This window comes from Paenibacillus sp. MT86 (assembly GCF_058792535.1).
This window is the reverse complement of record NZ_CM179499.1, coordinates 6,917,592-6,943,956: the sequence shown is the minus strand read 5'-3', so window position 1 is coordinate 6,943,956 and position 26,365 is coordinate 6,917,592. Positions and strand designations below refer to the sequence as shown.

Sequence of the window (26,365 nt, the reverse complement as noted above, 5' to 3'; positions counted from 1 at the left end):
ATGGCAAAAGAAATAGTAGAATTCCGCAATTTAAAAACGCATTTTCAAACCTCCGCAGGCACCGTGAAAGCCGTCGACGATGTAAGCTTCAAAATCCGTGAAGGTGAAACATTGTGCGTGGTGGGGGAGTCAGGCTGTGGTAAAAGCGTTACAGCCATGTCTCTTATGCGTTTGATCGATACTCCTCCGGTAGGGGGAGAAATCCTGTATGAAGGCAAGGATCTGCTGAAGATGAGCAAGCGCGAGATGAGCTTGATTCGCGGCAACGATATCGCCATGATTTTTCAGGAACCCATGACCTCGCTTAACCCGGTATTAACAATCGGGGAGCAGATTGTGGAGCCGATCCTGCTTCATCAGCTCGTTAACCGTAAAGAAGCAAAACAACGCGCCATCGATCTGATTAATTTGGTTGGAATCCCGCGAGCGGAGAAGATTTTCGATTCTTATCCGCATGAACTCAGCGGCGGTATGCGCCAACGGATCATGATCGCGATTGCCCTCAGCTGTAATCCGAAGCTGCTGATCGCGGATGAGCCTACGACCGCGCTTGACGTTACGATTCAGGCCCAGATTTTGGATTTGATGCGTGACATTAAGGGTAAACTCAACACTTCAATTATGCTCATCACGCATGACCTTGGCGTTGTTGCCGAAATGGCGGATTATGTTGTCGTTATGTACGCAGGCAAAGTCATAGAAGAGGCTCCGGTCATCGAGCTATTTAAACAGCCGAAGCATCCATATACCAAAGGTCTTCTGAAAGCGAAGCCGGTCATTAATCAGACGCAAGAACGTCTGTATTCGATTCCGGGACAAGTTCCTAACCCGGTAGATCTTGGAGACAACTGTCATTTCCATGATCGCTGCGAATTCTGCATGCAGATCTGCAAGGAGAAAACACCTCCGCTCGGTACGGATCCTAACGGCCATAAGGTCGCTTGCTGGCTGTATGAAGAGGAGGGGAAAGCCTAATGAGTCAAGCACTGATCGAAATAGACGGTTTGAAGAAATACTTTCCCATCACCGGCGGCGTATTTCAACGAACCGTGGGCAATGTTAGGGCCGTTGACGGAGTCAGCTTTACCATCAACAAAGGCGAATCCTTCGGGCTCGTAGGTGAATCGGGCTGCGGCAAGAGCACCATTGGACGAACCATCCTTCGATTGCTGGAAAAAACGGAAGGCAAAGTCATCTTTAATGGTACCGACATCCATTCCTTGTCCAAGGAGAAGATGCGTGCCTTGCGTCCGAAGATGCAGATCGTTTTTCAGGATCCATTCAGCTCGCTGAATCCAAGAATCAAAGTGGGCGAAGCCATCGGCGAAGCGCTCATTGACCATGGGTTGGTTAATCGTAAGGAACTTAAAGACCGCGTGATTGAAACGCTGGAAATTTGCGGCCTTGCCGCCTATCATTACGATCGGTATCCGCATGAATTCTCCGGCGGACAGCGTCAACGGATCGGGATTGCCCGCGCGTTGATTCTGAATCCCGACTTTATCGTCGCGGATGAGCCGGTATCTGCATTGGACGTATCGATTCAAGCACAAATCATCAACTTATTAAGTGATTTGCAGCGCGAGAAGCAGCTGACTTACTTGTTCATTTCTCATGATCTCAGTGTTGTAGAGCATTTGTGCAACCGAATTGGGGTAATGTATCTGGGATCGATGGTAGAAATGGCAAGCAAGGAAGAGCTGTTCCGCAACCCGCTGCATCCTTATACGAAAGCATTGCTGTCTGCCGTACCGGTACCGGACCCAACGCTGAAGCGCGATCGGATCGTACTGAAAGGCGACATTCCAAGCCCGGCGAACCCGCCTTCAGGCTGCAAATTCCACACACGCTGCCCGCTGGCTTCGGATCTGTGCAAACAGCAAGTGCCGGAATACCGCAATGTAGGAAATGATCACTTTGTTGCTTGTCACTACGCTTAATAGGACTCGTCATATCCAGGTTTTCTGACAGCAATCAGCGTGATGATTAGAAGATTTACAGATTCATAGAAGGACTTCCTATCGTCTGCGGACGGTTGGAGGTCTTTTTCCATTTTCCTGACACATTTGTTTCATTTACAAAAATTTCTAAACAGAAAATTCAAAAAAAAAGCAGACCAAATGCCTCTTTCAACCGTCTATAACTATGGAGGGCTAATTCTATGAAAAAACGGTGGCTTTGGCTGGTCATGATGTTGCTAATTATCGTCCCCATAGAGGCGGTTGTCATAGGAAATATAGAACGAGCGGGGTTTAAACCGAAGGTCGACGCGCGAGCCGTCGTCTTAATGGATTTAAACACCGGGCGTATTTTGCTCAGCGAGAATGGCGACGTACCCTTACCGCCTGCTAGCATGTCCAAGCTGATGACCGAATTGGTCATCCTGGATGACATTAAGACCGGGAAGAGATCCTGGGAAGATGAAGTCAAGATAAGCGATACCGCAAGCGACGTCAGAGGCGTTAAAATCGCCTTGAAGTCCGGCGAAATTTTGACGGTTCGCGAATTGTTCCAGAGCATAACGGTTTATTCCGCGAATGATGCGTCCGTGGCGCTTGCCGAGCATTTTGCGGGCTCCGAGGAAGCGTTCGTCCGGAAGATGAATGCCAAAGCCAAAGAGATTGGCTTATCCAGCGCCACCCGTTTCGTGAACGCATCAGGCGTCGAGCAGGGCACTGCCAATGCCAATGGTCACGCCTGGTCCTCGGATGGAGAAACGGTAATGACCGCAGAAGATACGGCTAAACTAGCCGCGCATCTCATTAGAAGCCATCCGGATATTCTAAGCACTTCCAGCAAAACGCAGACGAAGATAAGCGGACGCAATTTATATTTGAGCAACACCAATTGGATGCTGCCCTCGCTTGGCGGCCCTTATTCCTACGAAGGCACCGATGGATTAAAAGCAGGGTACACGGCGAATGCAGGGTACTGCTTTACAGGAACAGCCGAGAAGCAAGGCAGCCGGCTTATTGCCGTTGTCATGGGTACCGAATCCAAAGAAGCAAGGTTTGAAGAGACGCGAAAGCTGTTCGATTACGGATTTTCCAAGACCTTGACGTGGAGAGAGCGGCTGGACGACTGGTTCCAATATTCGGGAACCGCAGCCGCTCTTCAGCATGAGAACAGACCGGTTTAACGGATCAATGAGGATTTGGTAGATTTATAGAACTGCCCGTGAAGGGTTCACATTTGACAATATTCTGGTTTACAATAGATGATGTGTTGCAACTGGCCTACTAGTATGAAGTGAGTCAACGGGAGGAGTTCCCGTTTAATAAGAGAGGAGGGTGAGCCAAGCAGCTTAGGGTGCAAGCAAAGGCCTTTAACGATCTGACTTATCCATTAATTTATTTTATAATAAAGAAGGAATTGAACTCATGAAGAGGAAATCATTATATATTACGCTCGCTGTTGTCATATTGCTGGGCTCTTCCGCATTTCTGTTCAGAGCGCAGCTTGCGGTCGTGGCATTTGATCTGTTTATGGCAAAGGACGTAGAGGAATCGTTACAGAAATCGTATAAGCCGCTTCAGAGCGACAAGACGCCTGAACCGGTCGTACTCCAGAGCAAGCCGTTCTCGGTCATGCTGCTGGGCAGCGACCAACGGGAAGACGAGCCGGCCCGTTCGGACACGTTGATCTATGCGGTTGTACGTCCCATGGAGTCCAAAGTGCTCCTAATTTCGGTACCGCGGGATACGTACGTCGATATTATCGGCAAGGACAAGAAAGACAAGATCAACCATGCGTTTGCATATGGCGGTCATCAAATGGCGAAAGATACGATGGAAGCATTTTTCGATGAGGAACTTGATTATTATGCCTCCATTAATTTTCAAGGTTTGAAGGATGTCGTTGACGCCATTGGCGGCGTCGAGCTGCCGATCCGCAAGGATATCGTCAACAAAGGCAGGGATCATGAGAAGTTCACGATTGAAGCCAACAAACCGATTTACAATGGCGAGGAAGCCTTGAATTATGTCCGTTATCGTGAAGATAGCGACTTTAATCGGGCGAAGAGACAGCAGGTATTTTTAGATGTAGCGGCTAAGCGGGTCATGAAGCTGGATCAGATCGGCAAGGTGCCTGAACTGATCGAGATTATGGGAGATAATTTCCAGACCGATATGCAGCCTAAATTCATTATCGACCTGGCAAAGCAGATGCTGACCGGGGGCAAAGTGGATATGACCAGCTATACGATTATGGGAGAAGGCATGAAAATTAACGGCATCTATTATAATGAGGCCGACATAGAGGACGTGCAGGAAGCCCGCGACCTAATCGACAACTGGATGAACCCGGATACGCCGGCAGACCAGCTGCTGCAGCCTAAAGATGCAGAGAAACAGAAATTGCAATAACATAAACACCGGTACATCCGGATGATGTCATAGTACGTTGCTTCATCTCAATCAGCAGTCCGGATTGCCTGGCTGCTGATTTTGTGCCCTATACAAGGGAATCGAAACGACGGAGTTAACGTATGTATGAGTATGGATAGGGGAAGGAGTAACCTGCATACCAAGCTTTTGGATCAGGAAGGTTACTTAACATGACTCCATGAGGTTGGAGTCATAAGGAGGATAATGCATTATGAATATCGCTTTTTTTCTATTACCGAAGCAGGAAGTGATTTGTTTAACGCTGGACTCCACGCTCAGGCAGACGCTGGAACGGATGGAGTTTCACCGGTACACGGCGGTGCCCGTGCTGGATAAGAACGGGCAATACGCAGGCACCGTAACCGAAGGCGATCTATTATGGCATATGAAGAACTCGGAAGGCAAAATCACTTTTGAGAACGCTTCGAAATTTTTGCTGAAGGATGTTCCGTTCCGTATGGATATCAAGCCGGTATCGATTGATGCCCGGATGGAGGATCTGATTAATTTGGCCAAGGTACAGAACTTTGTGCCGGTGGTGGACGACATGAACCGATTTATCGGGATTGTCCGCAGAAGCCTTATCATCGAGTACTGTGAACGCTTTGTTTCCAAGGAGACGATGGAATCCCAAGGGGCAACATAATCATGTAGGAACGCAAACAACAAAGGGCGTGGGACCACGGGGACACCGTGGGTAACACGTCCTATTTCTATAGAGACGGGGCTCCAGCCGGCATGCAGGGGGAATAACCGGTGGCCATTTGGAGTACAAAGAGAAGGTAAGTTATCTCCGCCATGGGGACTAAGGTTGGACAGGGTGCCCCGGGGCCTTTGTGTGGGCGGCTTTTTTTTATGCTATAATGGAGAATAAAGCTGTTTTCAGGGAGAGATGGATATGCCGAATATGCCGAAGGACTTGGATGTAGCGAAACGCGCCAAAGTGATTGAATGGCTTAAAACCGAAGTAATTGATCATGTATCCCGGTTATTCAAAGCCCTATGGGAAGGCAGCACTACAAAGGTTGGAGACAGTTTGGCAAGCCTGATGATGAGCTCCTACATACTGGGCCGAAGGCTCGGCTTGACCTATCGGGATTTGGACGATCTCTTGTTGGAGAAATTGAAAAAGCATAAGCAGGAAGGACATCAGCTGGAGGATTGGTACCAGGATATTTCCGCGCTCGAAGAACATTTGCGTAAGAGGTGAACATATTGAAATTGCGCTGGACTACGGCGGTATGGAGCGTTGTATATTTGCTGCTGCTGCTGTCACTACTCACACCCTTTTCGATCGTAACGGCTTTCTTGCTGGTTCTGCCGGTTGCGATTCTGTTTACGGCTTTGAATACAAAATCATTTATCATGCATGTGGTGCCGGTGTGGCTGATTGCTCTTCTGATTCATCCCATTTATTTACTGCTTGCGATCTATTTTGCGATTCCGGGGATCGTGATGGGGTATTTATACCGAAAACGGAAGGCAGCCATGCAGGTGTTGAAGTATGGCATGGCCGTCATGCTGGTGGAACTGCTTGTCCTGCTGATGATCAGCACGGCCTTCTTCCAATTGAATCTGTCGGAATATGTGGATGAGATCGTAAAGATGACGACCGCTCCGCTCACCGAGATGGGTGTTGAAGGCGGCCTGGGCGGCCAGTTCCTTGGCACCGAACTCGATACACAACTCATTAAAGATCAAACGATGCGTTTGGTTCCGTTCGCGATGATTATCAGCTCGTTCCTTATGACGGTGGTCACTCATGCTTTGGCACGGCCCACCCTCAACAACATGGGCTTATCCGTGCCGCGGCTGAAGCCGGCCAGAGAATGGATGCTTCCGCGTTCCCTGATCTGGTACTACCTGCTCATTTTCTTCATCAACATAGCAACCGTCAATTCGGACAATACCTTCATGAAGATGATAGTAGCCAACGCTACGCCGTTGCTGCAAATCTGCTTCATGATTCAAGCGCTGAGCTTCTTCTATTATCTGGCACACGAGCGGAAGTGGCATCCGATCGCGCCGCTTTTGACGGCCATACCGATTGTTCTGTTCCCGCCGGCAATGATTATCGGAATCCTGGATCTGGCGTTCCCACTTCGTCAGGCATTTAGTAAAAACAAAAGATAGGGTGATGAGTCATGCCTAAATTTCTGCAGAAACGCTGGCACGGCTATCATACCGTCTGGGCGTTTGCGCTGGTGCTTCTGCTTGTTATTTTTCTGTCGTTCTACAATACGATTCTGGGGCTGGTCGGGCTGCTGCTTGCGGTGGTAGGCGGCTACGCGATGCTGAAGGCGGAGATGAAGTTTCGCCGCGAGCTGGTCGATTATATCGGAGATCTGTCGTTTCGGATTCAGCGGGTCGAGGGCGAAGCGGTCAGCGTGCTGCCATTTGGCATTGTGCTGTACAGCGAGGATAAGACCGTGGAATGGCATAACCGATTCGTAGTCAATATGTTTCCCCAACAGCCGCTGGTGGGCGCTTCCTTGCAGGAGCTGTTCCCCGAGCTGGTGACAGCGCTAAAGGAAATCCAGGAGAAGAAGGATAGCAAAGAGAAGCCGCCGAAGGAAATTCGGCTGGAGATTTCCCATGAGGATAAGTACTATGGAGCCACGGTAATTCCGGATGAGCGACTCATTTATCTGGATGAGATCACCGAGCTGGCAGTGCTCAGGCAGCGGTACGAGGATGAGCGGCTGGCCTTGGGCATTATCATGATGGATAACATCGATGAGGCCTCGCAGGGAATGGATGATCAACAGCGGACGGCACTCATTGCAAAGGTCACCAGCGAGATTACGAATTGGGCCCGGGAGTTCAACGTCTACTTACGGAGGCTCTCCTCGGACCGTTATTTGATGATGCTGAACCACAGGTCGCTCGATGCGCTGGAGAACAGCCGTTTTCTCATCCTGGACGAAGTCCGGGAGATGACGGCCGATCTGAAGGTACCGCTTACGCTGAGCGTCGGTCTTGCCTTCGGTTCAGACGATATCACGGAGCTGGGACAGCTAGCCCAATCCAGTCTGGATATGGCACTGGGCCGGGGCGGAGATCAGGCCGCTGTCAAAGCCGGCCAAAGGCTCTCCTTCTATGGCGGTAAATCCAACGCGGTAGAGAAACGAACGCGCGTAAGAGCGCGAGTCATATCCCATGCGCTGCGCGATTTGATGCAGGAGAGCGACAAAGTGATCATCATGGGCCACAAGCTGCCGGATATGGACGTGGTCGGCGCTGCGATCGGCATCCTGAAAGCAGCCCAAATGTATAAAGTCGAGGCTTATATCGTGATGGAGGGAATGAACCCGTCCATTTCGAGGATTATGGAAGAGGTCCGCAAGGATGAAGCCTTGATGAGCCGATTCATCTCGACCGAGCAATCGATGCAGATGATGACGGAGCACACGCTGCTCGTTGTCGTGGATACCCATAAAGCCTCCATGACGATGGAGCCGAGGCTGGTTCATCGCGCAAGCCGGGTGGTCGTGATGGATCATCACCGGCGCGGCGAAGAATTTATTAATGACGCGGTGCTGATCTATCTTGAGCCGTATGCCTCTTCAACCTGCGAGCTGGTGACGGAGGTGCTGCAGTATATTCACGACAGGGTATCCCTTACTCCGGTTGAGGCCACGGCATTGCTGGCAGGGATTACGGTGGATACCAAGCATTTTGCCCTCCACACGGGATCGAGAACGTTCGAGGCTGCCGGGTTCCTGCGGCGTCACGGAGCGGACACCATGATGATCCAGCGGGTGCTCAAGGAAGATCTGACAGAATTTATAGCGAAGGCAGAAATCGTGAAACATGCTAAAATGGTATTTGACCATATCGCTATCGCGGTGGCGAAGAGCGGGGAGCCCATGCCGCAGCTTCTCATTGCTCAAGTGGCGGATATGCTGCTGAATATGACGGATGTGCAGGCATCCTTTGTCATTAGCGAGCGCACCGACGGCAAGATTGGCATTAGCGCCCGTTCGATGGGCAAGATGAATGTTCAGATGATTATGGAACGTCTCGGGGGAGGCGGACATTTAACGAACGCCGCAGTACAACTGGATACGACGCCTGAGAAAGCCGAGGAGAAGTTGATGGAGGTACTGAAGGACATCGAAGCGAAAGAGGGGTTATTTGAATGAAAGTCATTTTCATAAAAGATATGAAGGGCCAAGGCAAGAAAGGCGAAGTGAAGGAAGTTTCGGAAGGATATGCAACAAACTTCCTGATTCCGCGGGGAGTCGCTCGTCCGGCTACCGACGGGAACATGAAAACGCTGGAGCAGCAGCAGGCCTCCGAGGAGAAGCGCAAGGCGCAGGAGAAGGAAGAGGCGCAGGCGCTCGGCAAGAAGCTGGAAGAGATGACGGTGGTCCTGAAAGCCAAAGCTGGAGAGGGCGGACGTCTGTTCGGCGCCATTACCAGCAAACAAATTGCGGAAGCATTGGCAGGACAGAAGATCAAAATCGACAAACGCAAAATTGAGCTTAGCGATCCGATCCGCAGCCTGGGCGTTACCCAGGTTCCGGTGAAGCTGCATCCTGACGTCAAGGCGACGCTCAAGGTTCAAATTACGGAGGAGTAATATGGGAGGAGAACTCTATTTCGATCGGGTCCCCCCGCAGAACCTTGAGGCAGAGCAGGCCGTGCTGGGTGCCATTCTGCTGCAGAGTGAAGCGCTGATCACGGCGATGGAGCGGGTGCAGGCTGAGGACTTCTACGATAAATCACATCAGATGATTTATGAAGTCATGGTGCAGCTCGGGGAAGGCAATCAACCGATCGATCTGGTGACCCTTACATCTCTTCTGCAAGATAAAGGACAGCTGGAAGAGATCGGTGGAGTCAGCTATTTAGCGAAGCTGGCTCATGCCGTCCCGACGGCTGCGAACGTGGATTATTACGCCCAAATCATCGAAGAGAAATCGATGCTGCGGCGTTTGATCCGAACGGCAACCCAGATTGTCAGTGAAGGCTATACCGGAGGAGAAGATGTATCCGGTATGCTCAGCGAGGCGGAGCGCCGCATTCTCGAGATCTCCAATCGACGCACGGGCAGCGGGTTTATTGCGATCCGCGACGTGCTGATGGAAGTCTTCGAGAAGGTGGAGGTCCTTCATCAGAACCGGGGGAATACGACAGGGATTCCTTCCGGCTTTGTGGATCTGGACAAAATGACAAGCGGATTTCAGCGCAACGACTTGATTATCGTGGCGGCTCGTCCTTCCGTAGGTAAAACGGCCTTCGCACTGAATATCGCCCAGAACGTGGCCATTCGCGCCAAAGAAACGGTAGCCATCTTCAGTCTGGAGATGTCCGCGCCACAGCTCGTTCAGCGTATGATCTGTGCCGAAGCGAACCTCGATGCGGGCGTGATGCGGAATGGCGATTTCAAAGGCGACGAGGATTGGTCCAAGCTAACGATGGGCATCGCCGCTTTATCCGAGGCGGAGATTTACATTGATGATACACCTGGCGTCACGGTAGCCGATATCCGTGCGAAATGCCGCCGTTTGAAAAAAGAGAAGGGGCTCGGCATGATTCTGATCGATTACCTCCAGCTCATTCATGGGCGCGGCAAGCCCGGAGAGAACCGGCAGCAGGAGGTATCCGAGATCTCGCGTACGCTCAAACAAATTGCCCGTGAGCTCGAAGTGCCGGTCATCGCGCTGTCACAGCTCAGCCGGGGCGTGGAGCAGCGTCAGGACAAGCGTCCGATGATGAGTGACCTGCGGGAATCCGGTTCGATCGAGCAGGATGCCGATATCGTTGCGTTCTTATACCGGGATGATTATTACAATCAGGAAACCGAGAAGAAGAATATCATCGAGATCATCATTGCCAAACAGCGTAATGGTCCGGTAGGCACAGTGGAATTGGTCTTCCTGAAGAACTTTAATAAATTCGTCAATTACGAGCGAACGCATGCCGATGCCTTTGCCGCCGGGTAGCGACGGTATTCACCCTTAGCCGGGCTTTCATGTTTGCTTAATGAAACAGGAAGCTTCTAAACTAAAGTTCGGAGATCGGGCCAATACCTGCCGCTCGCTGTAAGTATAGGGCATTTCTTATGGCAGTTCCCCGAATAATACGGTTATCCATCTATAATCTCGTCCTAATTCCGAACAATCGTACACACTGATGTGCGATTGTTCGTTTTTGTATTTGACTTTAAAAATGGGGACTGTTACACTGGTATTGCTGCTTTAGTGCAGTGAGGTTGAACTTTAATCAGCATGCAGAGATTTATTTCATCAGTGTTACGCGAAATCATAAGGGTGTAACAGCCCGGGCGGAGGAATGAATATGTCAACGGTAGTCGTTGTGGGAACACAATGGGGAGATGAAGGGAAAGGGAAAATCACGGATTATTTGGCGGAAAGCGCAGACGTGGTAGCCCGTTACCAAGGCGGCAACAATGCCGGCCACACCATTCTGATTGACGGTAAAAAATTCAAGCTTAGCTTGATTCCATCCGGAGTATTCTATAAAGACAAAACCTGTGTAATCGGTAACGGTATGGTCGTTAACCCGGCTGCACTCATTGAAGAGATTAATTATATTCATGATAACGGGTTCAGCACAGACAACCTGGTAATCAGCGATCGTGCTCATGTTATCATGCCTTATCATATGGTATTGGATGCTCTGGAAGAGGACCGCAAAGGTCCGAACAAAATCGGTACAACGCGCAAGGGGATCGGCCCTTGCTACATGGATAAAGCGGCACGCAACGGCATCCGGATCGCAGATCTGATGGATGCGGAAGAGTTCGAATTGAAGCTTCGCCATCTGGTGAAGGAGAAGAACCAAGTGATTACCCAGGTGTACGGCGGGGAAGCGCTTGATGTTGAAGAGATCCTGACGCAATACCTGGAGTACGCCGAAGTTATTCGTAAATATGTGCGCGACACTTCCGTTGTCTTGAATGATGCCATCGATGAGAATCAAAAGGTATTGTTCGAAGGCGCGCAGGGCGTCATGCTGGATATCGACCAAGGGACGTACCCGTTTGTTACGTCTTCGAATCCTTCTGCAGGCGGCGTCTGCATCGGTTCCGGTGTAGGGCCGTCGAAGATTCAACAAGTCATCGGCGTGGCCAAATCCTATACGACGCGTGTAGGAGACGGACCATTCCCGACGGAGCTGGATAATGAAATCGGCGAATATATCCGTGAAAAAGGGCATGAGTACGGCACGGTAACCGGGCGTGCTCGTCGCGTAGGCTGGTTCGACAGCGTAGTTGTGCGCCATGCCCGTCGCGTAAGCGGAATTACCGGCCTGTCCCTGAACTCGCTGGACGTGCTCAGCGGACTGGAGACCGTGAAGATTTGTACCGCATATAAATTCCGCGGTGAGGAGATTGCGCACTACCCGGCCAGCTTGAAAATGCTAGCCGAGTGCGAAGCCATCTATGAAGAGCTGCCGGGCTGGAGCGAAGACATAACCGGCGCGAAGACGCTGGAGGATCTGCCTGAGAACACTCGCCGTTATGTTGAGCGGGTATCCGAGCTGACCGGCATTCCGATTGCCATCTTCTCCGTCGGCCGCAACCGGGAGCAGACGAATCAAGTGCTGCCGATTTATGAGAAGTAATCAAGCGTTGGACCAAGAATAGAGAGAGTGAAAGTTCAACTTTAAGTTATGTGAAATACACCCGCCGAAGATAGGGGTCGGCGGGCTTTTTTTATGGCTGTAGAAGATCCGGGATAGGAGATGGCTTTCGAGCATACCATCGCTGGTCAATAGGTAGAAGAATTTGTCCCTTCAGCTAAAGAATATTATCCCCTAGTCATCCGCCCATCCACCCTATAATGGAGATAGACATAGAGGGCAGCACGCTGATCATTTGGAATTGGGGCTAAAAACAGCGGATGAATGCAGTCAGATCCATGTAGGGGGGACAGAAGCCATACGAACCTTTTGAATAGACGTATGGCCTTCTTGAGCGCTGGACAAGGTACACGGCGGTCCAGCATAGTAAAAAACCGGATTCATCGACTAGGTTGCCTAGGGATGAATCCGGTTTTTGTCATGCTACAACACAATCGGCTGCGTCCGTTCGGACAGCTTGCCGTCCTCGATATAGACGACCCGGTCACATAGATCCAGCATGCGCTTGTCATGCGTGACCATGATTGCAGCTTTCCGGCGCAGCTTCACTTCATCGGCGAGCATTTGAACGACCGTCCGGCCGCGCTCGGAATCCAGACTTGCCGTCGGCTCGTCTGCCAATATGAGCTCCGGATCGTTCATCCATGCCCGGGCAATGGCAACCCGCTGCCGTTCGCCGCCGGACAGGCTCTCGGGATACCGAGACTTGCGATGCGACAAGCCCAGCCGGTGAAGCAGATCATCTGCCCGCCGATGCGGCTCCTGGCCGTGCTGGTTAGCCAGCTTGGCCATCAAGAGCAGCTGATCGCGGACCGTCAGATACGGAATGAGATTGGAAGATTGAAAGACAAATCCGATATGGCGCAGCCGCAGCTGATTCATTTGTTTGGCGGGGAGCCGGGTGACCTCCTGATCGCCCATCCATATTCGTCCCCGGGTAGGGGATAGCAGTGCCCCGGCAATGGAGAGAAAGGTGCTTTTGCCCGAACCGGAAGGTCCGACCACCGCGACAAATTCCCCACCCTTGATATCCAGTGAAATGTTGTCCAGTACTTTAGCTGAGGTGTCCCCGTCACCGAATTCTTTGCTTACCTGATCCATCAACAGCTTGGATGATGTCATTATGCAGCCCTCCCGATAGCTTCGATTGCATCGATCTTGATGACCCGATATAGCGATAATAGCGATCCCATCAGGGAAACCGCCAGGAACAGCAAGGAGCAGAGCAGAACGACCGAAGGCGTTAACGAAAACGGCACGATCCCGGACAACAGGAGAGAAACCCCGTACGTCAAGCCGATGCTGATCGCAAGACTGACGATGGTGAGGGTCAGGACCTGAAAGATCAGACTCCTCACCAGATAGCCGGTCCCCGCGCCGATGGCTTTCAGGACTCCGAACTGATTCATTTTCTGAATCGTCATGACGTAGAAGAACACGGCCAGCACGAAGGCTGCAATCACAAACAGGAACACAATCATCATGATGAGAGAACCCTGCTCCTCCTGAAAACCGGGAATCCCCTGCAGGGCTTCCTCTTTCGTGATCATCTCGATGCCGGATACGTCCCGGACCAAGGCTTCCTTCTGCTCCGGAGTTCCATTCCAAGCGATGGCATTATAGATAGGCGCTGGCTTCGACGGGTTTGGCTGAAGCGCCTTCCACCCCTCAAAGTTCATGTGAATGACCGGGGCATGACTGAAGGATTGTCCCTCCGTAAAGGCAGCAATCGTAAACGTGGCGCCTGTAGCCTGATCCACGATCCGGTCGCCCAGCCGGTACCCGTCCTCTTTCAAGGAGCGGTCGGCCATCACAAGGTCGGCATCCGTATTGCTAATCATGGTGCCTTCAACGACTCGGGGTGCCAGCATGCTCTCCACATCAATGGCAAAAAAAGCCGCATCGAATTTGGCTGCGGAGCCTTCCTTGGTCAAGGTGTTCATGTGTACTCCGAGCGGAGTGGCCGGGTTTCCACCCGGGCGGCTCTGCACTTCGTTCCAGATCTCGCCGGTTAGTACGGAACGATTGATCCGATGATCGGACTCCTCCTGAAGCACCAGGTAGTCGGCTTTCATATTTTGTATGGAAGAGGCGTTATCGGAGGAAAGCCCCTGGGCCAATCCCGTGACGAACAGGACGAGCCAGGCAATCAGTACCATAATGAAGCCAATCAGCAGATAGCGCAGCTTCGCATGTTGAAGTTCACGCAGTGCAAGAAACATGTTTCTCATCTCCATTCCTGATCATTAAGCAGCACATCCCTCGGTTATTAATCTCTGCGGGATATGCCCCAAGTATAGGAATGGAATATGAACAGAGCATGAACTTGAGATTAGGCTGCATTATACGTTAGGAAGGATCACGGTGAAGGTGGCTCCCTTTCCAGGCTGACTCGTGACCTCAATACGTCCGCCATGCAGTTCGACAATTTTCTGGGTAATGGATAAACCCAATCCGCTGCTGCCCTCGGAGCGGTCACGGGCCTCATCCACGCGGTAAAACCGGTTGAAGATGTGGGGCAGATGCTCCTGCGGAATGCCAATGCCCGTATCGGAGATCTCGATGCGGCATTGTTTGTTGTGTTCGATCACACGCAGGGAGATGGCGCCCTCAGGTGCGGTGAATTTAATGCTGTTGGTGATGAGGTTCGTCCATACCTGATGCAGCAGCTGCTGATCGCCGTAAACATAGGTCGGCGGCAGCGACATATCGATGGTCAAATCTTTGCTGCGCCAGTTCCATTCGGTGTGGAGCAGCACTTGCTTGATTTGCTCGGCCACGTCGAAGGTGGATTTATCGAGAATGTTCTCTTCCTTATCCAGGGACGCCAGCATAAGCAGCTGTTTGCTGAGCTGTGACATCCGGCGGCTCTCCGCCTCAATGATCGATAAGTAATGCTGCTGCTGTTCCTCGGACAAGCGCTTGGTTTGCAGCGTCTGCGAGAAACCCTGAATGGAGGCCAGCGGCGACTGGATTTCATGCGAGACATTGGATACAAACTCCTGGCGCATCTGCTCTAATTGCGCTAGTCCTTTGGCCATCTGGGAAAAATGGTCCGCAAGCTGCCCCAGCTCGTCACGCCGGGTAACGTTCAGCTTAATGTCATATTGGCCCTGCGCCACGCTCTGGGTGGCCTCGGTTAACTTCACGATCGGTTTCACGATATAGCGCGTAATAATGCCGACAAGCAGGATGCTCAGCAGGATGGCAATGACCATAATGATGGAGAAGAAGATACGCATCTCCCCGAACTGGACGGTAATATCGGGCCTGAGGAAGAGTGCGTGAGGGCTGCCTTCTACCTGTATGGGGATGCCGATGGAGTTGCTTAGGACATTGTCGAAAAAGCCGGTAATGAACAGCTCCGACGGAAACTCCGCAATGCCATGGTACACCTTCCCGTTCAGCACTTGCCGCACCGTTTCGGGCGAGAGGTCCTGTTCACGGAACATGCCGCCGTAGAACCACTCCTTGCCTTGATCATTCACCAAATAGAATTGATAACCGAGCTGGCCGATGTGATGGAGATAATCATGGATGTCCGTCTCCGGGTGGCTGTCATAAAAGTCCCCGATATCCTTGGCCATGGTGGTGACCTTCTGATCGTTAAAGGGCTTGAGATTGTATTGGTAGTACAGATTAGACAGCACAAAAGCAATCAAGCTGCTGATCACCATGATGGCGATGGTGGTGAGGACGATGCGCGAATAGAGGGTTTTCACTGCGGCGCCGCCTCCAATTTATATCCTACGCCCCGAACGGTCCGTATTCGGAAATCGCCGCTTCGGTCCGCGAAGCGTTCCCGGAGTCGTTTGATATGAACGTCCACGGTCCGGTCATCTCCGTCAAAATCCGTTCCCCAGATGAGCTGAATCAGCTCCTCGCGCGAGAACGTCCGGTCCGGATAGCTCGCAAGCTGGGAGAGCAGCTCAAACTCCTTCATCGGCAGCATCAGTACTTTTCCGTGTCCCTGAACTTCGTAGCTTTTGCGGTCGATGGTCGTTTCGTTCAGACGGATTTTGTCCGCGCTGACCATTTGATATCGCCGCAGCAGGGCTTTGATTCGAAACAGGAGCTCCCTTGGTTCAAACGGCTTGGTTAAGTAATCATCCGTGCCGACGGCAAAACCTCTCTCTTTGTCTACAAGCTGATCCTTGGCGGTCAGAAGAATGACGGGTACATCATAATAACGCCGGATTTCTTCGCAGAGCTGATACCCGTCCTTGTTCGGCATCATGACATCCACGACAGCCAGGTGAACCTGTTCTTCCGCCAAAAGGGCAGAAGCTTCTTCCCCGTCAGCTGCAGTGAATACCGTGTATCCTTCGGTTTGAAGATGATATAGCAGGAGCTCTCGAATATGCGCGTCGTCATCTGCGATCAATATATGAATCATTGCTAGATTGACCTCCTTCATAAGCGTTCCAATGACTATATATGTATCATACATTCCCTGGTGCGGTCGATGGAGCGCTCTATCGCATGGAAGTAGTGTGGCCTAAAAGGAACCGAATCATGAAATATATCAGATTCGAAGTAGAAAAATTGGCGATTCCCACGATTGAAGCAATACCGAGTGGTCAATACTGGAAAAAGAAAGCAATCATCGTCATGTCATTGCAGCGTGCATGAGGAAGGAGGAGATACGGATGAAGTGGATGAAATGGCTGCTGAAAATCAGCTTGACCGCCATTCTGGTGAGCACGCTTACGATTGTGACCACGGGCATCGTCGTGAATGCCTATATTCAATCGGTGTTATCCAGCTTTAACATTCAACTGGAAGCGGAGCCAATGGGGGTGGGAGGTATTATGAAGTCGATGCTGGGCGTGGGCTCCGGCACCAAGCCGGATGCAGGCAGCGTCAATGCCGCGAAGGACAATCGCCAATTGGAAGAAGATCAGGGCGCTGCGGACGATGAACCGGAATCGGAAGCCGGCACCCAAACGAATGGAGGGGCCAAGGAGGACGAAGAGACGAGTTCAGGATCAACGGGAACGTCAGGGGAGACTTCGAACGATGAAGAGGCACCGGATAATTCCCTGCCTGTCATGGGCACGAATACGACAGAGTCTGGCGACTCCTCCCTGGAAGATCAGGAGATTGTCATGACACCGGGGGACATCGTGGACCGGAAGGACCGTTTGCCAACGGAGGAGAAGGAAGAGATTTTCGCCATGCTGATGAACAAGCTGCCCCAATCCGAAATGCAGAAGATCTCTGAGGCGATGGAGGACGGTCTGACCGCTGCGGAGCTTGCGGAGATCGAGCAGGGCATATCCAAATATTTGAATCCGGATGAATTCGATAAACTGATCACCATGCTCAAAGAATAGTGGTATGACGGGTTTCAGGCAGGCTCTGTCACCGTTTTGTCACCGACATGCAAAAGCCCCATATTGGAAAATATCAGGAAACCCGCGCGGGACGCGGGTTTTTCGCTATTTTCGTAAACTTGAAATGATTGTAAAGGCTATGTTAAAGTATACGAAGATCGAAAAGGTTAAAATTTTGATACCTTTTGACAGGTTGTGTCACATTCAATGCTAAGTCAGCAAGTTCAGATGAACGAATAACGGATTCTTACATATGGACAAGGCTTAAAGGAGAGAGACATGAAAGGTTCTAAGGGGAAACGGTGGATGGACAGCATCTTGCGCAAGCAAGCGGCCGATCAGTCTACCCTCAATCACAACTCAAATCAGGAGTCCCCGATGTCGTCGAATCCGCCAAAGCGGGGGTGGACATCACCGCGCAGATGGATCTGGATGTCGGCAGGGGTATTGCTCATAGCAGGATCGATATATACCGGCGGAAAAGCTTACGTGAACGCGAATACAATTCCGTTCTATCATGTGTATGTCGATGGGAAATCGATCGGTACCATTCAAGAAGATGCCCAGCTTGACCAGCTGCTGAAAGCGAAGCAAAAGGAATATCAGGAGAAGTACCCTGATGTCCCCATGGTGCTTCATACCGACGGCATCACCACGAAGGCCGACCGTTCCTATAAACCGGTCGTGAACAGCGAGGAGACGCTTCATAAGCTGGATGGCATGCTGAAAGCATATGCTCGCGGCGTGGAGCTGAAGGTGGATGGCAAGACGGTGGCGATCGTGAAGGATCAACAGACGGCCAAGGCTGCCGTCGAAGCGGCTAAGCTGAAGTTCGCTCCGGCTGCTGCGCAGAGGGAGAAGACGCAGAGAGTCGCTTTCACGAAAACGTCCGCATCGGCATCGAGCAAGAAGAAGGATGACGCAAGCGGGCTCGAGTCCGTGGACATCAAGGAGAAGATTTCGCTTGCCAACACGAAGGCTGACCCGAACAAGGTGCTGGACGTGGAAGAAGCGGTCAAGGTGCTGACCGGCACGAAGGACAAGCCGGTGGTGTACACGGTGAAAGAGGGAGATACGATTTCCTCGATCGCACAGCATTTTGGCATGAAGTCTGCCGACGTCATGGCGCTCAATCCCGGGCTTGAAGAGAAATATGTTCAGATCGGGGCCGAGCTGCAGGTGACGAAGCCGGAAGCGCCGCTGACGGTCAGAACGGTGGAGACGGTGTCGGTGAAGCAGCCGAGCAAACCAGAGACGATTGTTCGCAAGAGCAGCGAGCTCCCGCTGGGCAAGCGGAAGGTCGTCCGTCCCGGACGCGACGGCGTGAAGACGGTGGATTACATCGTGACCAAAGAGAACGGCAAGGTTATCTCCAAGCAGTGGACAGGCCAACAGGTGGTTCAGGAATCCCTGCCGGAAGTGGTGTACAAAGGAACCAAGGTAGCACCGAAGAAAAAAGCGGCAGCGGTGACCCAGAAGTCCAGCGGCAGCATGTTCGCTTGGCCGGTGAGCGGGGCGCGCATTACAAGCTCCTTCGGACATCGGTGGGGAAGAAGCCATGAGGGCATTGATATGGTTGGCGGAAGCACCATTATGGCAGCGGCCTCCGGAAGAGTGGTCTTCGCGGGTCAGCAGAGCGGTTACGGCAACGTCGTCATTGTCGATCACGGCAATGGATATCGCACGCTGTATGGGCATATGAGCAAGATTTCCGTCGGCAACGGCCAGTCTGTTGGACAAGGCTCCAAGCTGGGCGTCATGGGTAATACGGGCCGTTCCACCGGGACGCATCTGCATTTCGAAGTGCAAAAAAATGGAGTTGCCCAAAATCCGATGAAATATCTGTAGTTCTGTGTTATACTAGGTAAACCAATGCGACATAAGCCATTATTGGTTCATATATCATAATAGTGAAGATGGCCGCTCCTTAACGGGGGCGGCCATCTTTGCGTCTTGCAGGCGGTGATTTGGGGATGTGGGGCAGAACGGGAAAATAGTCTGCAGTGGTGTCGCAAGCGGTATCCTCCTCCGTCGCTGTTGAATTCGGAAAATAGGAATGCCGCTTATGATGAGATTTTCCGAATCCAAAGGCGATCGCTGCCGCTCTCCGAATGACACCGCATGCTGCGGTAGAGGGTATTTCCCTTATCTGTCGGATCCATCCCCGTGTACTCCAGCTAAGCTGCGAAGCGGATGGCCGCCCCCTGAATCGGGGCGGCCGTAGGGGAGGCGGTGTGAGTGGGGCAGAACGGGAAAATAGTTTGCAGTGGTGTCGCAAGCGGTGTCCTCCTCCGTCGCTGTTGAATTCGGAAAATAGGAATGCCGCTTACGATGAGATTTTCCGAATCCAAAGGCGATCGCTGCCGCTCTCCGAATGGCGGACCAGTGGGTGTGTAGCGGCGGCAGGTGTGGTAAAATGGAAAGAAGACCGTTTAAGTGTGAGTTCAAAAAGGGACTTTTTGAACATCCTCTTTAAGAAGGTATGAGGTGAACAGGAAGATGCAGGGAACCATTCTGGTGGTGGATGACGAACAGCCCATCGCCGATATTTTAAAGTTTAACTTGGAAAAAGAGGGCTATGAGGTCATCTGCGCCTTTGACGGCATCAGCGCCGTGGAGATTGCGCTCACGCAGCGGCCGGATTTGATGCTGCTTGATTTGATGCTGCCCGGCAAAGACGGAATGGACGTGTGCCGCGAGGTACGTGCCGCTAACCTGCAGATCCCGATCATCATGCTGACGGCGAAGGACGGAGAGATCGACAAGGTGCTTGGGCTTGAGCTCGGGGCGGATGATTACGTGACAAAGCCGTTCAGCACGAGAGAAATACTCGCACGCGTGAAGGCGCATCTGCGACGTCAGCAGAAGCCGGACAACTCGGCGGATAACACAGGCGGCACAAGTGCAGGCGGACAAGGCCTGCGGCTGTTTGAGCTGTTTATTGATACGGACATGTACATGGTATATAAAAGCGGGGAAGCGCTCGATCTGACGCACCGCGAATATGAATTGGTTTATTATTTGGCCCGTAATGCCGGCAAAGTGATGACTCGGGAACATTTGCTGCAGGCGGTATGGGGCTTTGAATACTTTGGCGATGTGCGAACCGTGGACGTGACGATCCGCCGGCTTCGCGAGAAGATTGAAGAGAATCCGAGCAAACCGGAATATATCCTGACTCGGCGCGGACTGGGCTACCTGATGCGCAGCGCGAAAAACGGAGGCCTGTAATGAAGTGGCTGTCCTTCTTCCGCACCATCCAGGCGAAGGTCATCATCATTTATGTCCTTCTCATTCTGATCGCGATGCAGCTGATCGGGGTGTATTTTGTGAGTGCGATGAAGAACTCGCTGACCAGCAACTTCACGAAGGACTTGCAGGAACGCGCCGAACTGATGTCGGTTTTGGCGGCCAAAACCCTTGGCGGCGAGAACGATACCGAGGAGGATCCGATCGAGAGCCTGCGCGTCATGGTGAACAATCTGTTCAACCTGAACGGCGCCGAGATCCAGGTGCTGGATTCCACCGGGCGGGTGCTGACCACCTCGCTGCCCTCCCATGCCGATTATGTGAGCACCAAGAACACGCAGACGGTTGTCAGTCGGGCCTTGCAGGGAATACAGGATAATGAAGAGTACATCATCGACGATGATAATATCCGCAAAAAAGTGGTGGCCAAGCCCGTCATGTACAACGAGAAAATCGTCGGCGCGATATATATCGTAGCCAGCATGAGCGAGCTGTACAGCACGATGCAGCGGATCAACAATATTTTTATATCGGGCATTCTTTTGGCCCTCGGCTTGACCGCGGTGCTCGGCGTCATCCTGTCGCATACGATTACTCATCCGATCAAGGAGCTGACCAAGCACGCGCGGGCCGTCGCGGACGGCCGGTTTACCGAGAAAACGCCGGTATTCGGCAGCGATGAGATCGGCCAGCTCAGCCAGGCGTTCAACTATATGACCAGCCGTCTGCGCGAAGCTCTCTCGCAGAACGAAGAAGAGAAGGAGAAGCTTGCTTCGATCCTGACCAATATGAGCGACGGCGTGATCGCAACCGATGAGGCAGGGCGTGTCATCCTGATGAACCGGCGCGCCGGCGAAATGCTGGGCGTGGAGGGGGAAGAACTGGCAGGACACGATATCGTGTCCCTGCTGGGCCTGGAAGAATCCGAATCCGAAGCCTTGGCGCGCGGCGAAGGCCATGATTCGAAGCTGCTTGAGATTACGCCGCGCGAGGGCGGCGAGCCGTTCATGATGCGCGTGACCTTCACGCCGATTCACCGGCGGGAGATCGGCATCACGGGTACGATTGCCGTGCTGCAGGACGTCACCGAGCAGGAGAAGCTGGAGGCATCCCGGCGGGAGTTCGTGGCGAATGTATCCCATGAGCTGCGCACGCCGCTGACCACCATCAAGAGTTATACCGAGGCGCTGGAGGATGGCGCACTGGAGGATAAACAGATGGGGCCGAGATTCGTCGGCGTCATCCAGAATGAGACCGGCCGGATGATCCGGCTGGTGACGGACCTGCTGCATTTGTCCCGGCTGGATTCCAAGGAGGCCGCTCTGCATAAGGAGCGGACGGACATCGTGGAAATGCTGGAGGACGTAGAGGACCGATTCTCTTTCCAAATGAAGCAAAAGCATATTCGCACCATTATCGAAGTGAAGCCGGGCGTATCCACGGCGATGCTGGACCGGGACGGCATTGACCAGGTTCTCGATAACCTGATATCCAACGCCCTTAAATATACGCCGGACGGAGGCACCATCACCATGGATGCAAGCATAACGGAGGAAGGCATGTTATCCTTATCCGTTAAGGATACCGGGATCGGTATTCCGAAGAAGGATCTGGACCGGATCTTTGAGCGCTTCTATCGGGTGGATAAAGCACGGACGCGCAATTTAGGCGGAACGGGCCTCGGTCTGTCCATTGCCCGGGAAATTGTCAGGGCACATGGAGGTTTCATTACGCTTCAATCCGAATTGGAGAAGGGCACCACGGTGACCTTTACCTTGCCCCTGGACGATGAGGGGAGGGTGTTAGCGTGAAGGAACGATTGAAAACCGTGCTGCTGGTCCTGTTGGTCGTTGGCAGCTTGGTACAGAGTTATGTGTTGATTTTCCGTTTTCCGGGCAGCGACTCGGTTGTGCAATCGAAGGACGCCTATATCCGAACCGAGGAGATGGGGCCGGAAGAGAAGCCCGAGAATCTGCTCTTTCCCGACAAAATGGTCATTCATCTGGGCGAAGACAAGCATACGGTGTTCTATCCGAACGATACGTTCTATAATCTCGTGTATAACCGGCTTAAAGGCCGGACCTTTGATAATTTCCAGCGGCGGATGGTCAGCAACATCGATTGGGCCAAGGTTCGTTCCGAGAATCGAGGCATTGAGCTGAGCTTTGATTCAGGCATTCCGGTAACGCTGCTCCAGAGAGTGATGCAGATCGTCCCGGATACCCTGTTTGAAGGGGAAAGCATCAACAAAATGTGGCTGTACAGCGTGGAAGGCGAAGCGAAGATCCATGTCATGTTTTTCAGTACGGAGGGCGATGTCGTCTATGAAGCCGCCCAGGCGGATTTGACCGTACAGGACGTGGATCAGCTGGTGGACTTCGGGCTGAGCTGGACGCCGTATAAGATGGTGGAAGGCCGGTATTATACCCCGGAGAAGGAGCTGAATATGGTCAGCATTGAGCTGCCGATCGGGGAATATACGGTTGATCAAATGCAGCGCAGCCTGTTTTTTGACCCAAGCATCACCCGCAACATTCGGGAAAAAGACGGCTCCGAGATTTATACGGACAGTAAGCGGAGCCTCCAGGTAGACCAGGGACAGAAATGGATCAGCTATACCGATCCGGCTGCGCCGCCATCCGGAGAGAGCAGTCCCGGCAAGGATGTGCTGTCCGCCATCGATTTCGTGAATCAGCACGGGGGCTGGAACGGCACATACAGGCTGGCTAAAGCGGGTGAATCCGAGGATCGGACGCTGGTGAAATTCCAGCAATACTACGGCGGATTTCCGACCCTGAATACGCCAGGCTTCCAATATGGCGTCATGGAATTGGACTTGCAGCAGGGAACGGTAACCTCCTATGAGCGCTCGCTGTTATATCTCGAGCCGGCCTCTTTGAAGAAACAGATGGTAAAGCTTACGGGAGGCGAGGCCTTGGAAGCGAAGCTGAAGCCTTACGAGGAGAGTGTGGTTACAGGTCTGGATCCCGCCTATTTACCGGTGCTGACGGGAGAAGGGCTGCTGCTGAAGCCGGTATGGGCTTTAAAGCTCCAGAACGGCTCGGTTGTCATACTCGAGTAATCATTCGGGGTACATTGAATCACAAGGAGGGATATTCATGGATTGGGGCCGTGCCAAAAATGTTCTGATTTACGCGTTTTTGCTGCTGAATCTGGTACTGGGCTATCAGCTCTGGATGGATTACCGCGAGCAGGTCGGCTCCAATCTGGATTTCACCTCGCTTTCCGAGAGCACCCAGCAGGTGATGGAGGAGAATGGGATTCAATTGCTGAGTCCGATCCCGACGGAAACGCCGCAGCTGCCCAAAATTAATTATATCTACAGCGCGGAAGCCCAGGGCGAGCCGGTAGGACTGGAGCAGCCGGTGGACACGAAGCTGATTTATGCCGATGAGAAGGAATTGCGCAATGCGCTGGAAGGCAAGATTGCGGATCTCGGGAACTATCGCCATGACGAGCCGTCGGACAAGGAGAATGTCTTCATATTCCGGCCGTTGGTGCAGAAGGAATGGCCGCTGTTTAACGTGGAGTTGGAGTTTATCCATGAAGCCCAGAAGATTCATGCGTTTCGCGAACCCGTGTTTGAGATTCTGCCAAGCAGCGATATGGAGGAACAGAAGGTTCTGCCTGCATCGAAGGCCTTGGAAACCCTTATCGAACGTAATTTCATCCCGCCTGATTCGGCGGTACGCGATATTCAGCTTGGTTATTATGGGCAGTTGTTTAATACAGAGGATCAGTTGGCAGCACCGACCTGGCGGTTTACGCTGGATCATGGCGAGATGATCTATGTGCAGGGCATCAGCGGGGATGTGCTGACGCCAAAAAGCGATACGACAAAGGAGTAACAAGACTATGGGGATTTCATTTTCCGTGCTGTCGAGCGGCTCAACGGGCAATGCGACCATTGTCCGCAATGAGGATACGACACTGCTGATCGATGCGGGCCTAAGTGCAAGGCGCATCGATGAGCTGTTGAAGGAACGCGAAATGATGGGAGAAGAAATCGACGGAATTCTGGTCACGCATGAGCATTCGGATCATATCCGGGGGCTTGGCGCGGTGGCGCGCAAATACAATCTGCCGATCTATGCGAATGAGAAGACGTGGGAAGCGATGAGCAAGTCGCTGGGCAAGATTGCGGAAGAGAACCGGATTGTGCTGGAGAGTCATGAGGTCAAGGATTTTGGCACGCTGCGGGTGGAGCCGTTTGAAATATCCCATGACGCTGCGGCACCGGTCGGTTACTGCTTCTATGACGGCGACGAGAAGCTGGGCGTTGCCACGGACCTCGGTTATGTCAGCGACAAGGTGAAGAAAGCGCTGGATGGATCGGATGTGCTGGTGCTGGAAGCCAATCACGATATCGAGATGCTCCGGATGGGACGGTATCCGTGGAATACCAAGCGCCGGATTCTCGGCGATATGGGGCATTTGTCGAATAATTCGGCAGGCGATGCGTTAAGCGAATTGCTGACGGGCGATACCAAACGGACGTATCTGGCCCATCTCAGCCTGGATCATAACATGATGGACCTGGCAAGAATGACCGTACGCGATACGATGGAAGACCGCGGCTGCTTCTTCAAGGACAGCGAGTTTAAATTGTGCGATACGTATTATGACCGTCCGACCCCTTGGGATAAAGTCGGGGAATAGTTTAGTGAGACAGCTTGCCTTGGACGAATTCAGCATTCATAACATGGATATCTTAAAATAGGCATGAGCAAAACAGCCCCATGATGACGTGGGGCTGTTTTGCTGTTGCGGACAGACGCATCACATGCAGAGAAACGGCTCGTCTCTAACGCTTGCTGAGGCTTTCTTGCGCCATACGAACCATTTCCCGAACCATGGAACCGCCGATAGCACCGCCGACTTTACCCGCCTGTTCGGTGGTCAGGTCTCTGTTGTCGCCGGGTTTCAGCGGTACGCCGAGTGATTTGGCCACCTCATATTTGAGGTCCTGCTGCCGCTGCGGGTCGACTTGATAGCCTTCGTTTCGCATCACGTTCGTCATGAACTGCTGCATTTCGGGACTCCGGTGCCGCCGTGACCTTCTTGCCATCCTTAACCCTCCTTGCATATGGTTTCCCCTTCATAACATTCCCTGCGGGCAACCTGCAGATGAATGGATAACCTAACCAGTGCCAGAAAGCGGAGAAGCAGGTCGAAATCCTATGGCTTGCGCAGGCAATGTGCTTTTTTGATAGGCCAAACAGGGTAGACGAGCCTTGTCTGCAGGCATACTGCAGAGGGGACGGGGAAGTATTTTTGCAGCGGAGAGCTTAGGAAAGAATAAGTAACGGTGAATCCAAATAGGAATGATGTGTGGGTCGCCGGAGAGATGTAGCGCGGTACTCCGAAATGAACATAATTGGCCTGGAAGACCAACCGTGGTTGCCATTTTCTTAACACATTTGTTCGGTATAGTCTTTAAAGGGGGAATGCACGAATCAAGGGCTGCCGCTGCCAGGATTGCGGGAATGCCGGAAGAAGGGGTCATGGAATATCCTCGAAAAATGGAACCTTTTGGCTGTCTGGCTCGTATACAAGGGTATTGTGTTCACCCGGACAATCGCTATGAATCGAATGTAAAATCTCTCTTTACACAGACTCTTAAAATTGCCATCAATTTAGCATTTGTTTTTACCAAAGAAAGCTGACGTGAACCTGTGTTCGTGTGGTACAATAGGAGCACCGGAAGGTCTGAGGGCTGTGGTTAAGCACCTGCAACGAACTAGAGGACGGGGTGCT

24 protein-coding genes are annotated in these 26,365 nt (G+C 52.2%); 19 read left to right on the top strand and 5 right to left on the bottom strand.

All coding sequences use genetic code 11. From position 1 onward, the window contains the following. The 11 genes from AC3RCL_RS31640 to AC3RCL_RS31590 all read left to right on the top strand — a co-directional run bounded on the left by AC3RCL_RS31640 (window position 1) and on the right by AC3RCL_RS31590 (window position 11,984). Window positions 1-975 (top strand): ABC transporter ATP-binding protein, encoded by a 975-nt coding sequence (locus AC3RCL_RS31640; protein ID WP_277747418.1) that lies wholly within the window; start codon window positions 1-3, stop codon window positions 973-975. Beyond that, entirely contained in the window at window positions 975-1,940 is a 966-nt protein-coding gene (locus AC3RCL_RS31635) for an ABC transporter ATP-binding protein (RefSeq protein WP_009591536.1), read from the top strand. The genes AC3RCL_RS31640 and AC3RCL_RS31635 overlap by 1 nt, the downstream gene beginning before the upstream one ends. Before the next feature lie 221 nt (window positions 1,941-2,161). After that, window positions 2,162-3,139, top strand: a complete 978-nt coding sequence (locus tag AC3RCL_RS31630; protein WP_492533955.1) for a D-alanyl-D-alanine carboxypeptidase family protein — start codon at window positions 2,162-2,164, stop codon at window positions 3,137-3,139. Window positions 3,140-3,380: 241 nt separating this feature from the next. Continuing rightward, on the top strand, window positions 3,381-4,367 hold the full coding sequence (locus AC3RCL_RS31625; RefSeq protein WP_492533953.1) for an LCP family protein: 987 nt from the start codon (window positions 3,381-3,383) through the stop codon (window positions 4,365-4,367). Between the two features lie 232 nt (window positions 4,368-4,599). After that, complete coding sequence (locus tag AC3RCL_RS31620) at window positions 4,600-5,034, top strand: CBS domain-containing protein (RefSeq protein WP_009591456.1); 435 nt, start codon at window positions 4,600-4,602, stop codon at window positions 5,032-5,034. 261 nt (window positions 5,035-5,295) lie between these two features. Beyond that, window positions 5,296-5,598: a MazG-like family protein gene (locus AC3RCL_RS31615; protein WP_175320760.1), complete on the top strand. Its 303-nt coding sequence runs from the start codon at window positions 5,296-5,298 to the stop codon at window positions 5,596-5,598. 5 nt (window positions 5,599-5,603) lie between these two features. Next, window positions 5,604-6,521, top strand: coding sequence for a DUF2232 domain-containing protein (locus AC3RCL_RS31610; RefSeq protein WP_492533951.1), 918 nt, complete (start codon window positions 5,604-5,606; stop codon window positions 6,519-6,521). Window positions 6,522-6,532: 11 nt separating this feature from the next. Then, complete coding sequence (locus AC3RCL_RS31605) at window positions 6,533-8,533, top strand: DHH family phosphoesterase (protein ID WP_036659567.1); 2,001 nt, start codon at window positions 6,533-6,535, stop codon at window positions 8,531-8,533. Beyond that, on the top strand, window positions 8,530-8,973 hold the full coding sequence (gene rplI, locus AC3RCL_RS31600) for a 50S ribosomal protein L9 (protein WP_015738107.1): 444 nt from the start codon (window positions 8,530-8,532) through the stop codon (window positions 8,971-8,973). The genes AC3RCL_RS31605 and rplI overlap by 4 nt, the downstream gene beginning before the upstream one ends. Before the next feature lies 1 nt (window position 8,974). Continuing rightward, window positions 8,975-10,339, top strand: coding sequence for a replicative DNA helicase (dnaB, locus tag AC3RCL_RS31595; protein ID WP_015738106.1), 1,365 nt, complete (start codon window positions 8,975-8,977; stop codon window positions 10,337-10,339). 355 nt (window positions 10,340-10,694) lie between these two features. Further along, window positions 10,695-11,984: an adenylosuccinate synthase gene (locus tag AC3RCL_RS31590; RefSeq protein ID WP_492533948.1), complete on the top strand. Its 1,290-nt coding sequence runs from the start codon at window positions 10,695-10,697 to the stop codon at window positions 11,982-11,984. A gap of 441 nt (window positions 11,985-12,425) precedes the next feature. On the opposite strand, the gene AC3RCL_RS31585 is transcribed toward AC3RCL_RS31590, so the two are convergent. The 4 genes from AC3RCL_RS31585 to AC3RCL_RS31570 all read right to left on the bottom strand — a co-directional run bounded on the left by AC3RCL_RS31585 (window position 12,426) and on the right by AC3RCL_RS31570 (window position 16,398). Continuing rightward, window positions 12,426-13,124 carry an ABC transporter ATP-binding protein gene (locus tag AC3RCL_RS31585; protein WP_096777259.1) on the bottom strand — a complete coding sequence of 233 codons (699 nt, stop codon included), beginning with the start codon at window positions 13,122-13,124 and terminating at the stop codon, window positions 12,426-12,428. Next, window positions 13,124-14,224 carry an ABC transporter permease gene (locus tag AC3RCL_RS31580; RefSeq protein WP_492533946.1) on the bottom strand — a complete coding sequence of 367 codons (1,101 nt, stop codon included), beginning with the start codon at window positions 14,222-14,224 and terminating at the stop codon, window positions 13,124-13,126. The genes AC3RCL_RS31585 and AC3RCL_RS31580 overlap by 1 nt, the downstream gene beginning before the upstream one ends. Window positions 14,225-14,344: 120 nt before the next feature. Next, window positions 14,345-15,724, bottom strand: coding sequence for a sensor histidine kinase (locus AC3RCL_RS31575; protein WP_096777257.1), 1,380 nt, complete (start codon window positions 15,722-15,724; stop codon window positions 14,345-14,347). After that, window positions 15,721-16,398: a response regulator transcription factor gene (locus tag AC3RCL_RS31570; protein WP_096777256.1), complete on the bottom strand. Its 678-nt coding sequence runs from the start codon at window positions 16,396-16,398 to the stop codon at window positions 15,721-15,723. The genes AC3RCL_RS31575 and AC3RCL_RS31570 overlap by 4 nt, the downstream gene beginning before the upstream one ends. A 253-nt stretch (window positions 16,399-16,651) precedes the next feature. On the opposite strand from AC3RCL_RS31570, the gene AC3RCL_RS31565 reads away from it, so the two are divergent. From AC3RCL_RS31565 to AC3RCL_RS31535, 7 genes are all read left to right on the top strand, one after another. Next, a complete protein-coding gene (locus tag AC3RCL_RS31565; protein ID WP_192570163.1) occupies window positions 16,652-17,338 on the top strand; it encodes a hypothetical protein in 687 nt (228 codons plus the stop codon). A gap of 279 nt (window positions 17,339-17,617) precedes the next feature. Beyond that, window positions 17,618-19,186 carry a peptidoglycan DD-metalloendopeptidase family protein gene (locus AC3RCL_RS31560; protein ID WP_213580866.1) on the top strand — a complete coding sequence of 523 codons (1,569 nt, stop codon included), beginning with the start codon at window positions 17,618-17,620 and terminating at the stop codon, window positions 19,184-19,186. A 651-nt stretch (window positions 19,187-19,837) separates the two neighbouring features. Then, on the top strand, window positions 19,838-20,569 hold the full coding sequence (gene yycF, locus AC3RCL_RS31555; RefSeq protein ID WP_009591483.1) for a response regulator YycF: 732 nt from the start codon (window positions 19,838-19,840) through the stop codon (window positions 20,567-20,569). Further along, the gene (gene walK / locus AC3RCL_RS31550) at window positions 20,569-22,398 is read left to right on the top strand and encodes a cell wall metabolism sensor histidine kinase WalK (protein WP_015738098.1); all 1,830 of its coding nucleotides are present in this window, start codon (window positions 20,569-20,571) and stop codon (window positions 22,396-22,398) included. The genes yycF and walK overlap by 1 nt, the downstream gene beginning before the upstream one ends. Next, complete coding sequence (locus AC3RCL_RS31545; RefSeq protein WP_492533942.1) at window positions 22,395-23,669, top strand: YycH family regulatory protein; 1,275 nt, start codon at window positions 22,395-22,397, stop codon at window positions 23,667-23,669. Before walK ends, AC3RCL_RS31545 begins: the two co-directional genes overlap by 4 nt. A 37-nt stretch (window positions 23,670-23,706) precedes the next feature. Further along, the gene (gene yycI, locus AC3RCL_RS31540) at window positions 23,707-24,456 is read left to right on the top strand and encodes a two-component system regulatory protein YycI (RefSeq protein WP_009591504.1); all 750 of its coding nucleotides are present in this window, start codon (window positions 23,707-23,709) and stop codon (window positions 24,454-24,456) included. Between the two features lie 7 nt (window positions 24,457-24,463). Then, window positions 24,464-25,267 (top strand): MBL fold metallo-hydrolase, encoded by an 804-nt coding sequence (locus AC3RCL_RS31535; RefSeq protein ID WP_009591509.1) that lies wholly within the window; start codon window positions 24,464-24,466, stop codon window positions 25,265-25,267. 145 nt (window positions 25,268-25,412) lie between these two features. On the opposite strand, the gene AC3RCL_RS31530 is transcribed toward AC3RCL_RS31535, so the two are convergent. Beyond that, on the bottom strand, window positions 25,413-25,676 hold the full coding sequence (locus AC3RCL_RS31530) for an alpha/beta-type small acid-soluble spore protein (protein WP_175495081.1): 264 nt from the start codon (window positions 25,674-25,676) through the stop codon (window positions 25,413-25,415). 328 nt (window positions 25,677-26,004) lie between these two features. Here AC3RCL_RS31530 and AC3RCL_RS31525 point away from each other — a divergent pair, with 328 nt between their 5' ends. Further along, window positions 26,005-26,274, top strand: coding sequence for a hypothetical protein (locus AC3RCL_RS31525; RefSeq protein ID WP_492533939.1), 270 nt, complete (start codon window positions 26,005-26,007; stop codon window positions 26,272-26,274). The last annotated feature ends 91 nt before the right edge of the window (window positions 26,275-26,365 follow it).

What these genes read in the sequence shown, in the direction of transcription:
- AC3RCL_RS31640 (WP_277747418.1), top strand. Translation starts at nt 1, where the DNA reads ATGGCAAAAGAAATAGTAGAATTCCGCAATTTAAAAACGCATTTTCAA.
- AC3RCL_RS31635 (WP_009591536.1), top strand. Translation starts at nt 975, where the DNA reads ATGAGTCAAGCACTGATCGAAATAGACGGTTTGAAGAAATACTTTCCC.
- AC3RCL_RS31630 (WP_492533955.1), top strand. Translation starts at nt 2,162, where the DNA reads ATGAAAAAACGGTGGCTTTGGCTGGTCATGATGTTGCTAATTATCGTC.
- AC3RCL_RS31625 (WP_492533953.1), top strand. Translation starts at nt 3,381, where the DNA reads ATGAAGAGGAAATCATTATATATTACGCTCGCTGTTGTCATATTGCTG.
- AC3RCL_RS31620 (WP_009591456.1), top strand. Translation starts at nt 4,600, where the DNA reads ATGAATATCGCTTTTTTTCTATTACCGAAGCAGGAAGTGATTTGTTTA.
- AC3RCL_RS31615 (WP_175320760.1), top strand. Translation starts at nt 5,296, where the DNA reads ATGCCGAAGGACTTGGATGTAGCGAAACGCGCCAAAGTGATTGAATGG.
- AC3RCL_RS31605 (WP_036659567.1), top strand. Translation starts at nt 6,533, where the DNA reads ATGCCTAAATTTCTGCAGAAACGCTGGCACGGCTATCATACCGTCTGG.
- rplI (WP_015738107.1), top strand. Translation starts at nt 8,530, where the DNA reads ATGAAAGTCATTTTCATAAAAGATATGAAGGGCCAAGGCAAGAAAGGC.
- dnaB (WP_015738106.1), top strand. Translation starts at nt 8,975, where the DNA reads ATGGGAGGAGAACTCTATTTCGATCGGGTCCCCCCGCAGAACCTTGAG.
- AC3RCL_RS31590 (WP_492533948.1), top strand. Translation starts at nt 10,695, where the DNA reads ATGTCAACGGTAGTCGTTGTGGGAACACAATGGGGAGATGAAGGGAAA.
- AC3RCL_RS31585 (WP_096777259.1), bottom strand. Translation starts at nt 13,124, where the DNA reads ATGACATCATCCAAGCTGTTGATGGATCAGGTAAGCAAAGAATTCGGT.
- AC3RCL_RS31580 (WP_492533946.1), bottom strand. Translation starts at nt 14,224, where the DNA reads ATGTTTCTTGCACTGCGTGAACTTCAACATGCGAAGCTGCGCTATCTG.
- AC3RCL_RS31570 (WP_096777256.1), bottom strand. Translation starts at nt 16,398, where the DNA reads ATGATTCATATATTGATCGCAGATGACGACGCGCATATTCGAGAGCTC.
- AC3RCL_RS31565 (WP_192570163.1), top strand. Translation starts at nt 16,652, where the DNA reads ATGAAGTGGATGAAATGGCTGCTGAAAATCAGCTTGACCGCCATTCTG.
- AC3RCL_RS31560 (WP_213580866.1), top strand. Translation starts at nt 17,618, where the DNA reads ATGAAAGGTTCTAAGGGGAAACGGTGGATGGACAGCATCTTGCGCAAG.
- yycF (WP_009591483.1), top strand. Translation starts at nt 19,838, where the DNA reads ATGCAGGGAACCATTCTGGTGGTGGATGACGAACAGCCCATCGCCGAT.
- walK (WP_015738098.1), top strand. Translation starts at nt 20,569, where the DNA reads ATGAAGTGGCTGTCCTTCTTCCGCACCATCCAGGCGAAGGTCATCATC.
- yycI (WP_009591504.1), top strand. Translation starts at nt 23,707, where the DNA reads ATGGATTGGGGCCGTGCCAAAAATGTTCTGATTTACGCGTTTTTGCTG.
- AC3RCL_RS31535 (WP_009591509.1), top strand. Translation starts at nt 24,464, where the DNA reads ATGGGGATTTCATTTTCCGTGCTGTCGAGCGGCTCAACGGGCAATGCG.
- AC3RCL_RS31530 (WP_175495081.1), bottom strand. Translation starts at nt 25,676, where the DNA reads ATGGCAAGAAGGTCACGGCGGCACCGGAGTCCCGAAATGCAGCAGTTC.